The sequence below is a fragment of the Dactylosporangium sp. NPDC049140 genome, from assembly GCF_040648435.1.
On record NZ_JBEZDS010000059.1, the window covers coordinates 37,682 to 52,955 of the forward strand.

Below are 15,274 nucleotides of genomic sequence, written 5' to 3' on the forward strand. Positions count from 1 at the left end.
GCGCCGGTCGACCACGCATCGTTCACCAATCTTTCCCAGCGGCTGCGAATTCATGTCGTTGACCCGGTGCGACGCCGTCATCAGGCATCTTCACACCGGCCAATTGATGTGACATCTCTTGACGTGCGCAGCCGCGCGGCCGGCCACCCGCCGGGTGACGCCGCGTGTGACGCCAACGCGCTGCGTACACGCGTGGTAGCGTCGAGCCGATCGTCCAGGACCGGTGCAGCGAGTGACGGAGACCGATCAATGAGCCTCGAGGTCGAGACGGTGCGGACCCTCGACGAGGCGAGCTTCGCCGAACTGGTCGGACGCCACCGCGGCGAGCTGCAGGTGCACTGCTACCGGATGGTCGGCTCGTTCGAAGACGCCGAGGACCTGGTCCAGGAGACGTTCCTGCGCGCCTGGCGCGGCCGGGAGACGTTCCAGGGCCGCTCGTCGCTGCGCGCCTGGCTCTACCGCATCGCGACAAACGCCGGTCTCGACTTCCTCGAGCGGCACCCGCGCCAGCCGCGGCCGCGCGCGCCGCAGGCCGACGGCGCGGGCGGGTCGCCGGACGACCTGCCCTGGCTGCAGCCCTACCCCGACCGGCTGCTCGACCTGGCCGCGCCGGCCGAGGCCGAGCCCGACGCCGCGGTCGTGGCGAAGGAGACGATCGAGCTCGCGTTCATGGTCGCGATCCAGCACCTGCCGCCCCGGCAGCGGGCCGTGGTCATCCTCCGCGACGTGCTGGGCTGGCCCGCCGCCGACACCGCGGGCCTGCTCGAGCTGAGCGTGGCCGCGGCCAACAGCGCGCTCCAGCGCGGCCGGGCGACCCTCAAGGAGCACCTGCCGCCGCGCCGCCTGGAGTGGGGGGCGGCCGACGACCCGACCCGGGCCGAGCGGGCGCTGCTGCAGCGGTACATGGCGGTGCTCGACCACGCCGACATCGGCCCGGCGATGGCCGAGCTGCTGCACGAGGACGTGCGGGTCACCATGCCCCCGCACCCGTACTACTACGTCGGCCGGGAGCCGTACATCGCCAGCCTGCTGCCGTTGCTGGACCCGGCCTCGCCGGAGTACTTCGGGCAGTGGCGCAGCGTGGCGACCCGGGCCAACCGCCAGCCGGCGATCGCGCACTACGTGCGGCGGCCAGGCGACACCGAGTTCCGCCCGCAGGTGCTCGACGTGCTGCGCGTCGTCGACGGCCGGATCGCCGAGATCACCTCGTTCGTGCCGGCCCTGTTCGCGGCGTTCGGCCTGCCCGCGACGGTCTGACCGGACGGTGCGCATGGGCCGGCCCCGCCACCCGGACGGGCGGCGGGGCACGGTGTGCGGTTTCAGCCCCAGACCTTCTGCGCGGTCTGCACGACCAGCTCCAGCTTGCGCCGCTGCTCGTCGACCGTGAGCAGGTTGCCGCTCGCGGTCGAGGCGAAGCCGCACTGGGTGGTGATGCCCAGGTTCTCCAGCGGCACGTGCTCGGCCGCCGCGTCGATGCGCCGGCGCAGGTCGTCGGGCGACTCCAGCTGCGGCGTCTTGGTGGAGACCAGGCCCAGCATGACGGTCCGGCCGGCGGGCATGTGGCGCAGCGGCTCGAAGCCGCCGGCGCGCTCCGAGTCGTACTCCAGCAGGAACCGGTCCACGCCGACCTCGCCGAACAGCCGCTCGGCGACCGGCTCGTAGCTGCCCTCGCCCATCCAGGCGCTGCGGTTGTTGCCGCGGCAGAAATGCATCGCGATCGTCGCGTCCGGGTTCTTGGCCTTCGCGGCCTCGACCACCGCCCGGTCCATCGAGACGGTCATGTCCAGCATCTGCTCGGCGGTCAGGCCGGTCATCGCGGTGAACTTGTCCCGCAGTTCCGTGTCGATGATCCACATGTAGCTGAGCGAGTCGAGCTGGATCCAGGACACGCCCTGGTCGAACAGGGTATGGATCTCCTCGATCTGCAGGCGGACCACGTCCTCGAGCAGCTGCTCCGGCGACGGGTAGACGCCGTCGGAGATGCCGGGCTGCCACAGCGAGGTGCCCATCGAGGCGGCCATCATGGTGATCTTGTACTGGCCCGGCGCGTGCTTGGCCAGGAATGCGGCCTCGGTGCTGGTCATCGCCTTCTTCTGGTACAGCTTGCCGCCCGCGGCCGCGCCCTCGAAGGCCAGCTCCTCGGGGGTCGGGTCGGCCATGCCGGCCCGGTGCCACGAGACCAGGCCGCCGGTCTCCTCGACCGGCACCAGGCCGCCGAGGGACTCCATCAGCCCGGCCATGAAGGTGCCGCGGCGCACCTCGCCCTCGGTGAACACCTCGACGCCGGCGTCGCGCTGCAGGGCGATCGCGGCCAGCGCGGCCTCGTCCTCCAGCTCGCGCAGGCGCTCGTCGCTCACGTCGCCCTTGGCGTGCGCGGCCCGGGCGTCGAGCAACGCCTGCGGGCGGAGCAGGCTGCCGACGTGCTCGGCTCGGAATTGCGTCGTCATGTCGTAGTCCTTTCGCTTACCACGTCACGGGGAACGACTGCAGGCGGGAGACGATGAAGTCGTACTTCCACGGGATCTCGGCCACCGGGACGGCCGGGCGCAGGTTCGGCAGGCGCCGCACGAGGGTCCGGAACACGATGTCGAGCTCGAGCCGGGCCAGGTTGTGGCCCAGGCAGTGGTGCAGGCCGTAGCTGAAGGCGAGCGGGTTCGTCGGCGGCCGCGTGATGTCGAACTCGTCCGGGTGCGTGGTGACCGTCGGGTCGAGGTTGGCCGCGGCCATGCTCAGCAGGATGCCGTCGCCGGCCTTGATGGTGTGCCCGGCGATCTCGACGTCCTCGATCGCCACCCGGGCCAGCTGCTCGACGAGGTTGATGTAGCGCAGGATCTCCTCGATCGCGCCGGGCGCCAGGTCCGGGTTCGCCCGCAGCGCCTCGTACTGGTCCGGGGGGTCCAGCATCGCGAGGGTGCCCAGGGCGATCGCGCTGATCGTGGTCATGCTGCCGGCCATGAGGATGGCGAGGGCGAACGCGGCCAGCTCGTCGCGGTTGAGCTCGCCGGTGCGCACGAACTTGACGATCAGGTCGTCGAGCAGGCCGACGCCGGGCTCGACCTCCTTGGCCCGGATCAGCTGGTCGAGGTACGCGGTGAACTCCTCCAGCGCCTCGTCGGCCTTCTCCGGGTCGAGGATGTCGCGCATCGGGCCCTGGAAGTAGTCGCGCTCCTCGTACGGCACGCCGAGGAACATGCAGACCACCATCATCGGCACCGGCACGGCGAAGTGCGCCATGAAGTCCGCGCCCGGCCCCGCCGCCATGAGCGCGTCGAGGCGCTGGTCCACGATGCGCTGGATCGTCGGGCGGAACTTGGCGATCTGGCGGTTGGTGAAGCTCGGCAGCAGCATCTTGCGCTGCCGGGTGTGGCCCGGCGGGTCGACGCCGAACAGCACCTCGGGGAAGCCGCCCTCGACCTCGCGCGCCATCTCCCGGGTGGCCCGCATGTGCAGCAGCGACTCGTCGATCACCGGGTAGTCCTCGAACGTCGACAGGCTCGACATCCGCGGGTCGGCGAGCAGTGCCCGGACCTCCGCGGGGCCGGTCACGAACCACGTGACCTTGCCGTCGTACAGCCGCACCTTCGTGATCGGGCCGGGGGCACGGAACTTCGCCGTGCCCGCGCCGGGCTTGTACGGGCATTCCCGCTGCAGCGGGTAGTCCAGCACCTCGTGCTGCTGCGTTTCCACCGAATCGTTCAGCGCGGTCATGGCCATCCTCTGAATGCGGAAAAAGGCGGCGGCTCGTCTTCGTCAATGGTGGTCGGCGCCTATTGGGCGGGCATCTCCGAGAATGCCGTCCGGCCGCCCTGACCGGGCATTTCCCCGGGCGCGCCGCAGCGCACCGCGAATCGTCTCCGCGGTGCGCTGCGGCATTTCGGCGGTCAGGCGGGAACGGCGGCCCGGTCGCGGACCCGCGCGTAGTACGCGGCGACGGCGTGGAACGACTTCTTGGGCGTGCGCTTGTATTGCGAGTTCGGGTCGGCGAAGTCCGTGCGGACCGACCGGACGATGCACATGCTGGCCATGTCGAGGTCGTGCCGCACGTCGGCCTCGTGGTGCGGGTGGGTCGGGTGGACCAGATCGGCGGGCGCGACGCCGTAGACGCCGGCCCGGTCGAAGATCTCGAGCATCTTGCCGTAGTACTCCGCCTGGGCGCCCTCGTCGCGCTCGTGCCCGTCGAGGATGGTCAGGTTCGGCGTGCTGCGGTCGACGATGTCCCAGTTGAAGAAGCCCTTCTCCTCGGCACCCTGGTAGCTGGCGGTGCCGAAGCCGGAGACGAACACCGGCTTGCCGTGCCGGGTGTACCGGCCCAGCTCGCTGAGGTGCTGCTCGACCGTCATGTGCGCCGGGAACAGGTAGTGCACCACGCTCACCGCGTCGAACGGGGTCCAGTCGACCTGCTCCCAGGGCGCGGCGGTGTAGCTGAGCCGGCCGTGGTAGATGCCCCGCGTGACCCGGACGAGCCGGTCCAGGTAGGCGTTGAGCTTCGGCGCCGACTCGGTGAGCATCCCCGTGACGTTCTCGGTGAGCCACTGGTCGGCCGTCTTGGGCTCCCGCACGCCGAAGCGCTGGTCGCCGTCGAAGTAGATGTTCGCGAGCCGCTCCAGGTAGGGCTCGCCGGGGAAGATGCCGGGGGTGAAGATCGTGTGCGTGGCCCCGACCGTGAAGTCGATCGGGGCGCCCTGCTTGCGCAGCGACTCCGCGAGGCCGGCCAGCTCGGCGACGAAGTCGACGACCTGCTCCTGGGAGCGGTCCGGCAGCCGCGGGTCGAGCCGCACGTGCAGCCCGCGCTCGACGGCGGACTCGGCGGCGGCCGACAGCCGGCCCAGGTCGCTGCCGTACAGGTTGACCGAGTTGGCGTTGAGCTCGACCACCAGGTCCAGCTCCGCGTTCATCAGGTCGGTGTCCCACACGTTGCGGGAGGTCTCGCCCTGCCCGGTCGCGAACGTCGAGCCGGTGTCGAACTGGACGCTGCGCAGGACGATGCCGCGGGTGCCGTCCGGGCGGGTCTGATCCGCGGGTGGATGTGCCATGGTGGTTCCCTTCTGCACGACGGGTTGGGCTGTAGGGCGCGCTGAACCGCCCCTAGATCTCCGCGCGGCCGCAGTACCAGGGCTGCCGGTCCGTGGCGGTCGCGCCGGCGGCGAAGTAGGCCCCGACCACGGGCGCGGCCACCGGTTCCTCGCCCTCGCCGTGCCAGGCGACGCCGTCGGCCTCGGCGGCCGTGGCCATGCTGGCGAAGAACACCTGGGGGGCCAGCGAGTGCCGCGGGATGTCGGTGTTGCGGGCGATGACGTCGCCGAGGGTGGTGCGGTAGTCGATGCCGAACGCGTTGCGGACGAACCGCAGCAGCGGGTTGATCTCGTAGAAGAACCGGTCGCCGTCGCGCAGCGCGGTGAACTGCAGGCGCCAGATCGTCCACTGCAGCTCGCCGAACTCCGAGTCGGGCCGGTGGCGCTCGCAGACCATGCCGGCGAACGCGTCGACCGCGTCGACGGTGCCGTAGACCGCCTTCAGCCGGGCCGCGAGGGTCGTGCGGCGCTTGCCACGCACGGCGTTGTTCGCCTCGGCGGTGGTCCTGCGGCCGTGCCGGTCGTACAGCGCGACGAAGTCCAGGCAGTGCGGGCTGTCGATCTCGTGCCCCGGGGGCAGCAGCGGGTCGGCCGGGAACTCCTCGGTGTCCTCGCCGGTGATGTCCTTGAACGACGTCTTCGGGGCCAGCCCGAAGGCGCGGCGGATGTCGTTGTACTTCGGGAACCCGTGGTCGCGGCCGCGCTCGATGTCGACCGCGGCGAGGTCGTTGACGGCCTGCAGGGTGTCGGTGACGGGGGCGACCAGGCTGCGGATCCGGTTGGTGATGAGCTCGTCGTTGTTGCTCATCGGGGTCAGCCCGATGCCCTGCAGGGCCGGGCCGAGCTCCAGCCGCTCGATCAGGGTGGGCTGGAAGAACGTCAGGTAGCCGTGCGGGATGACGAGGTCGACCCGGTCGCCGCGGTACTTGACCTGGATGCCCAGCGAGCGCAGCCACTGCACCGTCCCGGCGTCGTAGCGGCGGGCCTCGGTGCGCACCTCCAGGGCCGGGTTGATCATCGAGTGGGCCCGGTAGCCGATTGTCGCGAACTCGTTGGTGACCGACGTGTTCACCCCGGGCCGGTAGCCGGTGTAGCGGGGCAGCTGCACGCCGAGCGCCGGCAGCCACTCGTTGTAGGTGATGTACTGCGTCTCGGCGATGACCACGGCCCGCGCGATCTGGAACTTGTCCTCCTCGGCCATCCCGCGCGGCAGCTGGTTCACGATCCGGTTGTGCTCGCGGGCGAAGAGGGTCTGGGCCGACAGCAGCATCGGGTTCTCGTTGGCCCGCTGGTCGCCGGCCGCGACCGCCTCGCCCGGGTCGGGCATCGCGCCGATCACCATGTTGGGCGCGCTCGCGGCGTCGCCGCGAGCGTTGCGGCGGGGCAGGTAGCCGTCCTTCATGAGCAGCCGGCCGCCGGAGTGGGCGGAGTTGCCGTCGGCCGGGCCCTCCCGCAGCCAGTTCAGGCGGGCCTCGTCGGAGCCGTACAGCGGCACGGCGTCGAGGTAGGAGCTGGCCATGTTGATCTGCTCGCGCGGGCCCGTCGTGCCGGTGCCCGGGGCCGGGATCGACCGGTTCATGAACACGAAGTCGAGGTCGTTGCGGTACCGCTCGAGCGGGTCCGGGTCGGTGGTCGGGATGTTGGCGACGTCGCCGTCCTCACCCGTCTGCCGCCGGCCGCGGCGCAGCGCGATCGTGTGGTCCACGAACTGGCCCCAGACGAAGCCCCAGGCGCTGACGTTGCGCGCCGAGTACAGGGTGACGTCGACGTCGTCGAAGAGGCGGTTGCTGATCCACCGGGTGTTCTTGCCGGGCGGCATCTGGGCGATGCCGTCGACGTACGCGGCCGGGGCCACCCTTGGGTAGATGCTCTCCGCGACGCCCCACTCCGGGTGCGCGAGGTTGTTGCCGCTGCCGTCGAGGCTGCGGACCTCCCAGACGTTGAGGACGCGGCGCCGCCCGGCGGCCGCCGCGGCGGGGGCGGCGGCCGCGGGCTCGGCGGCGACGGCGTCGGCCGCCGCGCCGGTGCCGAGGCCGCCGACCACGGCGGCGACCCCGAGGGCGCCCTTGCCGAAGTCGCGGCGGGTGACCGTGTGCGCGGGTACCGCGCCGCCGAGGGGTACGTCGTCGTCGTGCATATCGGGCATCGCTGGCTCGCTTTCCTTCGGGCACGAAGCGTTTCCCCGTGGATTGGCCCCAGTCTCACGGCCGTGATCGGGCGTGTCGTCTCGCAGCGTGCGCTGTTGACGGCGGCCCGTGGCCCGGGCCGGGCGGACGGGGCCGAGCCGGCCCGGACGGGGCCGGGCCGGCTCGGGGACGGTCGCGCCCGCGCCCTCAGGCGGCGACGGACCGCCCGACGACGGTCTCCAGCAGCGTGCGGCGCAGGTCGGCCACCATGCCGGTCACCGTCTCCTCGTCGTACATGTGCCGCGTGTACGCCACCTTGCCGAACATCCCGCCGTCGGGGTGCAGGTCCAGCTCGGCCAGGATGCCGTCGGGGATCTGCGAGCCGACCGGCGTCGACACCACCCGCCGGCGGATCGCGTCGAACCGCAGGCCGTCGACGGTCTGCCCGTCCAGGGCCACGCCGTGCTGGATGACCTGGAACGCGACCGCGGCCGCGCCGGGGTCCATCACCGCCGACATCAGCTCCGGCGCCTCCGTCACGACCTGCAGGAACGGCAGCTCGTTGGGGTACGTGGCCAGGCACGACGCGCGCACCGTGGCCACCACGTCGGCGAAGTCCCGGCAGCCGGACAGGTCGGCGCGCAGCGGCATGAAGTTGTAGAACGTGCCGATGACGTCGAGGGTCCAGGACGGGTCGCGGCCGGTGGTGAGCGTCGGTACCACGAGGTCCGTCACGCCGGTGCGGTCGCGCAGCATGACCATGAACGCCGCCATCAGCACCATGAACGGCGAGCTGCGGTACTGACGGGCCGCCGCCAGGGTGGCCGTGCGGAACCCGTCCTCCAGCATGAAGCGGTGCCAGCCGGTGGTGTACGGGTCCGGCGTGCGCGGCCGGTCGTTCGGGACCGGCAGCACGCGGGCGCCGTCGAGGTGCCGGCGCCAGAACTCCTGGGCCTTGCGCACCGCCGCGCTGTCGGCCCGCTCCTGCTGCCAGGCCACGTAGTCGCGGTACTGCCGCACCGGGGGCAGCTGCGGCGACCCGCCGGCCCGGCGGGCCGCGTAGCAGGCGGTGAGGTCGCGCATCAGCACCTGCATCGACCAGCCGTCGACGAGGCTGTGGTGCGCGACGATCGCGAGGACCCCGTCGTGGTCGTCGAAGCGGCCCAGGACGGCCCGCATCCGCGGCGTCTCGGTGGTGATCGAGACCTCGGCCTCCACCTCGTTGAGGAACTCCTCGACCACCCGCTCCCGGTGCTCCGGCGCGGTCTCGGGGAGCTTCCGCGTCGTCAGCCGGGCCGCGTCCGGCGGGACGATGCGCTGGTACGCCTCGCCGTCGGCGAACACGACCTGCGTGCGAAGGGCCTCGTGCCGGGCGACCACGTAGTCCAGCGACTCCTTCAGCACCGCCGAGTTGAGCCCGCCGATGACCCGCCAGCCGGCCACGATGGTGTAGCGCGGGCCGAACGGACCGGCCGCGCCGCCGCCGTCCATCATCCGCAGGAACTCCAGCTGCAGTGACAGGGGCGCGCGTTCGCTCGTCGTCATCGCCGCCTCCTCAGGCGTCCGGTTGGAGGGCCGGCACGGACCAGTGCAGGCCGTCGGTCGACGGCACGAGGCCGCCCGGGCGGATCGGTACCTGCTCGTCGAGGTTGCTGCCGGTCACGGCCTGCGCCTGGATGCGGTGCCCCTCCTTGGCCACCGAACGGATCAGCGCCGACTTCAGCAGCTCGTGGTTCTCCGCCTCGCCGCGGGCCCGCCGGTCGACGATCTCGGAGAGCTCCTCGAAGGCCGCGGACCGCGCGCTGACGTAGGAGTCGGCGTCGACGAGGGCGAGCTCGTGCGAGGCGCCGCCGCCGACCAGCTCCACGAACGACTCGACGTGCGAGGCGGCGTTGCGGGTGACCTTCTTGGCCTTCCAGAAGTACGAGTCCTCGTCCTGGTGCATGTCGTAGAACGCGACGAGGAAGTCGTGGAAGCGCGCGTACTCCATCCGGTAGCGCGTCTCGAACTCCTCGAACGCGGCCTGCTCCGGCACGTCGCCGGCCAGGGCGGTGTTGAGCGAGCGGGCCGCCAGCAGGCCGCCGTAGGTCGCCAGGTGCACGCCCTGGGAGAACACCGGGTCGATGAAGCACGCCGCGTCGCCGGACAGGACCATGCCCGGCCGCCAGAACTTCTCCTGCACGTAGGAGTAGTCCTTGCGGACCCGGACCTCGCCGTAGGTGCCCTCGGTGACACGCGTGGCGCCGGCGAGGTACTCCGCGATCAGCGGGCACTCGTCGATGAGCGCCAGCAGCGCCTTCTCCTGGTCACCCTGGACCCGCTCGAGCTCCTCGGGCAGCAGGACCACGCCGACGCTGGTGAGGGTCGGGGACAGCGGGATGTACCAGAACCAGCCGGCCTCGAACGCGACCGCGAGGATGTTGCCCTCGTTGGGCGCCGGCATCCGCTTGCCGCCCTCGAAGTAGCCGAACAGCGCCAGGTTCCGGAAGAACTCCGAGTAGACCCGGCGGCCGCCGATCCGCCCGTGGATGCGGCTCTTGTTGCCCGACGCGTCGACGAGGTAGCGGCTGCGCACCTCGTGCTCGCGGCCGTCGGCGTCGGTGTAGCGCACGCCGACGACCCGGCCGTCCTCCTCGATGACGTCGGCGACCGACGCCTCCTCGCGCACCTCGACGCCCTTGCGCCGGGCGTTGTCCAGCAGGATCTGGTCGAACTTCATCCGCTCGACCTGGTAGGCGGTGGAGGCGCCGTCGACGAACTTCGAGGACAGGGAGAAGGAGAACTCCCACGGCTCGGGGTTCTTGCCCCACCGGAAGCTGCCGCCCCGCTTGATCGGGAAGCCGGCGTTCTTCAGCTCCTCCGACACGCCGAGGATCTTGCAGATGCCGTGGATGGTCGCCGGCAGCAGCGATTCGCCGATCTGGTACCGCGGGAACTTCTCCTTCTCCAGCAGCAGGACCCGGTGGCCCTGCATCGCCACGAGCGTCGACACGGTCGAACCACTCGGTCCGCCGCCGACGACCACGACGTCGAACTCGGCGTTGATGGGGTTGCTCACGTTGCGTCCTCCTCCTTGCGTGTGGCTGGTGCCGGTCAGCGCATCTCGACGTCGGTCCGGGCGATCGCGGCGGCGAAGACGCCCCGCGACAGTGCGTCGGCCACGGCCTCGAGGTCGTCGGCCATGTAGCGGTCGTGGTCGAGCGTCGGTACCAGTGCGCGGATCGCGTCGTAGGTGGCCTTGCCCGCCACGCTGAGCCCGTCGTAGCGACCCGACAGATCCACCGCCTGGGCGGCGGCGAGGTACTCCAGGGCCAGGATCGTGTTGTTGTTCTGCAGCACCCGCCGGGCGTTGCGGGCCGAGATGAGCCCCATGCTGACCACGTCCTGGTTGTCCCCGTTGGACGGAACGCTCTGCGTGCTGGCGGGGCCGATGGTCCGGTTCTCCGCGATCAGCGCCGTCGCCGGGTACTGCGCGCCGGCGAACCCGCTGTTGAGCCCCGGGTCGCCGGCGACCAGGAACTCCGGCAGGCCGTAGGAGAGGTGCCGGTTGAGCAGCCGGTTGCTCTGCCGCTCCGAGAGCACCCCGAGCTGGGTCAGCGCGATGGTGACGAAGTCCATGGCGAACGCGATCGGCTGGCCGTGGAAGTTCGCGCCGTGGAAGACCTCCTGGCCCACGAAGAACAACGGGTTGTCGTTGGCCGAGTTCAGCTCGATGTCGAGCTTGTTCGTCGCGTGGTAGAGCGTGTCGCGCACCGAGCCGAGGATCTGCGGGATGGCCCGCAGCGAGTACGCCTTCTGCAGGTAGACCTTGGTCCGCTGGACCGCCCCGGTCTCCAGGGTGCCGTCGCCCTTGCCCTGGTCGCCGCTGTCGGCGACCTGGCGGCGCAGGTCGGCGTGCTCGACGGTGAGCCGGCTGCCGGCCATCAGGCCGCGCATGTTGGCCGCGGTGTCGATCTGCCCCTGGTGCGGGCGGGCCACGTCGTGCCCCTCCGGCAGGAACGGGCTGCGCGAGCCCTGCAGCGTCTCGATGACCAGCGCGGTGACGATCTCGTGCTGGCGGACCTGGGTCAGCGCCCGGTCGACGACCAACGCGCCGAGCCCGGTCATCGCCGAGGTGCCGTTGATCAGCGCCAGGCCCTCCTTGAACCGCAGTTCGAGGGGCTCGATGCCCAGCTCGCGCAGCACCGGGCCGGTCGGCACCCGCTTGCCGTCGCGCAGCAGGTAGCCCTCGCCGATGACGGTGGAGGCGATGTGCGACAGCGGGGCCAGGTCGCCGCTGGCGCCCAGCGAGCCGATCTCCGGGATCGCGGGGGTGATGCCGAGGTTGAGGTACAGCGCCAGGCGCTCCAGCACCTCGGGACGGACCGCGGAGTAGCCCTTCGCGAGCGCGTTGAGCCGGGCGATGACGATCGCCCGGGCCTCGTGCTCGGCGAACAGCGGACCCACCCCGGCGCTGTGGCTGCGCACGAGGTTGGTCTGCAGCTCCACCTCCTTGGAGGTGCCGACGAGCATGTAGATCATCTCGCCGTAGCCGGTGGTGACCCCGTAGATCGGGATGTCCAGGGCGACGATGTCCTCGAACATGGCGCGGCTCTTCGTCGCCTTCGCCAGCGCGGACGGCGAGACCTCGCACGGAGCGCGGTCCTCGGCGATCCGGCGCACGTCGGGGATGGTCAGGTCGTTGCCGTTGAGCACTACCTGCTCGGTGTCGGCTCGCGTCATCTCAGTTCCTCCACTGGCTGTTCGGCGCCCGGTGGGCGGCCGGAGGGGGCTGGCTGTTCGGCGCCCGCTGGGCGGCCGGAGGGGGTTGGCGGCGTGCCCGCGGCCGGCGGGCGGCCGGAGGGGGCCGGCTGTTCGGCGCCCGCTGGGCGGCCGGACGGGGTTCGGGGCGTGCCCGCGGCCGCGATACGGGCGGACAGGGCGGCGACCGTGGGACCCGCGAGGCAGTCGGCGAGCGAGAGCGCCACCCCGAACCTCTCGCGTACGCGGTGCACCAGCTGCATCAGCTGCAGCGAGTGCCCGCCGACCGCGAAGAACGTCTCGTGCGCGCCGACGCGGGGCACCCCGAGCAGCTGCGCGAACAGCTCGGCGACGTCCTGCTCCAGCGCCGTCTGCGGCGGCCGGGCCGCCTCGGCGGCGAGCGCGCGCGGCGCCGGCAGCCGGCGGCGGTCCACCTTGCCCGCGATGTTGCGGGGCAGGCGGCCCGGGAACGGCTCGAACAGGATCGGCAGCTGCCGGCCGAACCGGGTCCGCAGCGTTGCGCGCCACCGGGGCGGCCCGGCCGCGGCGTCGTCGCCGGGCCGGGCCACGACGTAGGCGACCAGCTGCACGACGAGGCCGTCGCGGTCCTTGCGCGGCACCACCACGCACTCCGCGACGGAGTCGTCGGCGGCCAGCGCGGCCTCGATCTCGGCCAGCTCCAGGCGGTTGCCCTGCAGCTTGACCTGCTGGTCGCGGCGGCCGCGGAACTCCAGCAGGCCGTCCGGGCGGCGCCGGGCGAGGTCGCCGGTCCGGTAGCAGCGGCCGCCCTGCTCGGCGAGCGGGCGGAACGATCCGCTCGCCGGGTCGCCGACGTAGCCGTCCGCCACGTGCGGGCCGCAGATGACGATCTCGCCGGTCACGCCGGTCGGGCACGGCCGGTCGTCCTCGTCGACGACCAGGACCCGCCGTCCCGGGATGGCGGCGCCGATCGGCACCACCGCGGTGCCCTCGTCGACCAGGCCCGGGCCCAGCTCGCACCAGGTCGCCGCGATGGTCTCGGTCGGGCCGTAGATGTTTACCACGCGGGTGCCCGGCAGGGTCGCGCGCAGGGCCAGGACCAGCTCGCCGGGGACCGCCTCGCCCATCAGCACGAGGTGGTCGAGGGCGAGCCGGCCGGCGGCGCCGGTGGCGCGGATCGCGGCGAGGACCTCGCGGGCGAAGCTCGGCACGGTCTGCAGGAACGTCACCCGCTCCTCGGCCAGCCAGGCCACGAACCGCTCGGGGTGCACCCGCGCGCGCTCCGGCACCGGGCACAGCGTCCCGCCGGCCACGAGCGTCGCGAACACCTCGCAGAGGCTCGGGTCGTGGTCGGCGGCGACCCACTGCGCCACCCGGGCGCCGGGGCCCAGCCCGAACGCGTCGCCCATCCAGGAGACGAACTGGGAGAGCGCGCCGTGGGTCTGGGCGATGCCCTTCGGCCGGCCGGTGGAGCCCGAGGTGTGCGCCACGTAGGCGGGCCGGTCCGCGGCCACGGCCGCCCCGCCGCCGTCGCCGGCCGCGTCCTCGTCCCAGAACGTCAGAACGTCGAGGACGCGGCCGCCGAGCTCCCCGCGGAACCAGGTGGCGAGCTCGTCGGCGGCGGGGTCGCCGGCGACGAGCAGGGCGGCCGGGCGCTGCTCGGTGAGCACGGCCCGGGCCCGCTCGCCGGCCTCGCCGGTCCCGAGCCAGATCAGGTGGCCGCCGCCGTGCAGCACGCCGAGGGAGGCGGCCAGGTGCGGGGCGCCGTGCGGCATCCGGATCGCGACCGGGGCGCCCGGCGCGTCCAGGCGGGCCGCGATGGCCGCGGCCCGGCGCAGCAGCTCCCGGTAGGTGGTGGTGCCGACCGCGATGGCGCCGGAGTCCTCGCCGTGGCGCCGGACCAGCTCGTGCACCGGCACGCCCGGCGGCCCGTCGGCGATGCGGTCGGACGTGGCCGCGATCCGGCGGGTCCGCAGCATGTCGTCCATGGGCAGGTCCGGCACCGGGCGGTCGGGCGCGGCGAGCGCGGCGTCGAGCAGGGTGCGCACGTGCGCGAGCACGAGTGCGGCCACGGCCCGTCCGGCCGCGCCGCCCCGGTAGCCGACCGTCCCGGTCACGGACGGGTGGACCTGCCGCACGGTCACGGTGAGCTCGGAGCGGGCCGGGGCGGCGTCGATGCGCCGGCCCATCACGTCGGCGCCGGCCAGCCGCAGCGACGGCATGGGGTCGGTGCGGTACTCGAACCGCACGTCGCTCAGCGGCGCCCGGCCCGGCTCGCGGTCGACGTCGAGCCCGGCCAGGAGGCGGCCGAACGGCATCTCCCGGTGCTCCAGGGCCGCCTCGGCGGTGGCCGCGACCCGGCGCACGAACTGGCGGAACGACGGCGCGCCGGTCAGGTCCGCGCCGACGACCAGCAGGTTGTCGAAGGGCCCGACGACGCCGGCGAACTCGGGCGGGCGCACGGTGGTGGTCACGCCGACCGCCACCGGCTCGCCGGCCGCGTACCGGCCCAGCACCGCCAGCCAGGCCGCCAGCAGGACGGTGGACTGGCCCTCCTTCCCGGCCTGGCACCACGCGGTCAGGCGGCGGCCGAACCCGGTGCCCCAATCGAACGGCAGCACGCCGCCGGGGGACCGCTCGTCCGGCGTGTGGCGGTCGCCGGGGAGAGCCACGGGGGCCGGCAGCGGGGTCAGCTCGGCCGCCCACCAGCGCAGCAGGTCGGCCTCGGACCGCTCGCGCTCGCGGCGGGCGAAGTCGGCGTAGCGCAGCGCCGGCGGGCGCGGCGGCGCCTCGGCGTACTCGCTGGAGACCTCGTCCACGAGCAGCGCGACCGAGCGCTCGTCGGCCACCGCCCGGTGCACGACCAGCACCGCGTGGTGGGCGTCGGCGGCGACCCGGACCACGGTCAGCTGGATCATCGGGCCCGCGGTGACGCTGAGCCGCCCGGCGGCCAGGGCGGCGCTGAGCTCCTCGGCGCGCCGCTGCCGCCCGGGCCAGTCCAGCAGCGTCAGGTCGACCACCGAGAACGTGTCCGCGGCCGGCACGGTCGCGCGCTGGTGCGGGCGGCCGCCGGCGTCGGCGATCGACGAGCGCAGGATCTCGTGCCGGTGCAGCACCGCGAGCCACGCGCTGCGCAGCCGGTCGACGCGCAGCCGGCCCGAGATCCGGTACTGCCACGCCACCCGGTGCTCCGCCGAGTCCGGCACCAGGTGCTCCAGCAGCCACCACGCGTCCTGCGCGTGCGAGGTCGGCACGACATCGGTCGGGGAATGCGAGGTATTGATCGCGGTCGTCGGATCAGCCACGAAGGCATCGTTGCACGCCGGCGGGGCCGGAACTTCTTGTGTTTTGCGCTTA

General features: G+C 72.7%; 9 protein-coding genes. 1 reads left to right on the plus strand and 8 read right to left on the minus strand.

Annotation, left to right across the window (positions count from 1 at the left end; genetic code table 11):
- Window positions 1-249 precede the first annotated feature (249 nt).
- On the plus strand, window positions 250-1,257 hold the full coding sequence (locus tag AB0B76_RS50655) for an RNA polymerase subunit sigma-70 (RefSeq protein WP_360390869.1): 1,008 nt from the start codon (window positions 250-252) through the stop codon (window positions 1,255-1,257).
- 62 nt (window positions 1,258-1,319) lie between these two features.
- On the opposite strand, the gene AB0B76_RS50660 is transcribed toward AB0B76_RS50655, so the two are convergent.
- The 8 genes from AB0B76_RS50660 to AB0B76_RS50695 all read right to left on the minus strand — a co-directional run bounded on the left by AB0B76_RS50660 (window position 1,320) and on the right by AB0B76_RS50695 (window position 15,222).
- On the minus strand, window positions 1,320-2,447 hold the full coding sequence (locus tag AB0B76_RS50660; protein ID WP_360390872.1) for a cobalamin-independent methionine synthase II family protein: 1,128 nt from the start codon (window positions 2,445-2,447) through the stop codon (window positions 1,320-1,322).
- 16 nt (window positions 2,448-2,463) lie between these two features.
- Complete coding sequence (locus AB0B76_RS50665; protein ID WP_360390875.1) at window positions 2,464-3,708, minus strand: cytochrome P450; 1,245 nt, start codon at window positions 3,706-3,708, stop codon at window positions 2,464-2,466.
- A gap of 173 nt (window positions 3,709-3,881) precedes the next feature.
- Window positions 3,882-5,033, minus strand: a complete 1,152-nt coding sequence (locus tag AB0B76_RS50670) for an abortive infection protein (protein WP_360390877.1) — start codon at window positions 5,031-5,033, stop codon at window positions 3,882-3,884.
- A gap of 52 nt (window positions 5,034-5,085) precedes the next feature.
- On the minus strand, window positions 5,086-7,218 hold the full coding sequence (locus AB0B76_RS50675; protein WP_360390879.1) for a peroxidase family protein: 2,133 nt from the start codon (window positions 7,216-7,218) through the stop codon (window positions 5,086-5,088).
- Window positions 7,219-7,405: 187 nt separating this feature from the next.
- A complete protein-coding gene (locus AB0B76_RS50680; RefSeq protein ID WP_360390881.1) occupies window positions 7,406-8,743 on the minus strand; it encodes a condensation domain-containing protein in 1,338 nt (445 codons plus the stop codon).
- Between the two features lie 10 nt (window positions 8,744-8,753).
- The gene (locus tag AB0B76_RS50685) at window positions 8,754-10,256 is read right to left on the minus strand and encodes a tryptophan 7-halogenase (RefSeq protein ID WP_360390884.1); all 1,503 of its coding nucleotides are present in this window, start codon (window positions 10,254-10,256) and stop codon (window positions 8,754-8,756) included.
- A gap of 35 nt (window positions 10,257-10,291) precedes the next feature.
- Window positions 10,292-11,920 carry a tyrosine 2,3-aminomutase gene (cmdF, locus tag AB0B76_RS50690; protein ID WP_360390887.1) on the minus strand — a complete coding sequence of 543 codons (1,629 nt, stop codon included), beginning with the start codon at window positions 11,918-11,920 and terminating at the stop codon, window positions 10,292-10,294.
- Window positions 11,917-15,222 (minus strand): AMP-binding protein, encoded by a 3,306-nt coding sequence (locus AB0B76_RS50695; RefSeq protein ID WP_360390889.1) that lies wholly within the window; start codon window positions 15,220-15,222, stop codon window positions 11,917-11,919. Before AB0B76_RS50695 ends, cmdF begins: the two co-directional genes overlap by 4 nt.
- Between the last annotated feature and the right edge of the window lie 52 nt (window positions 15,223-15,274).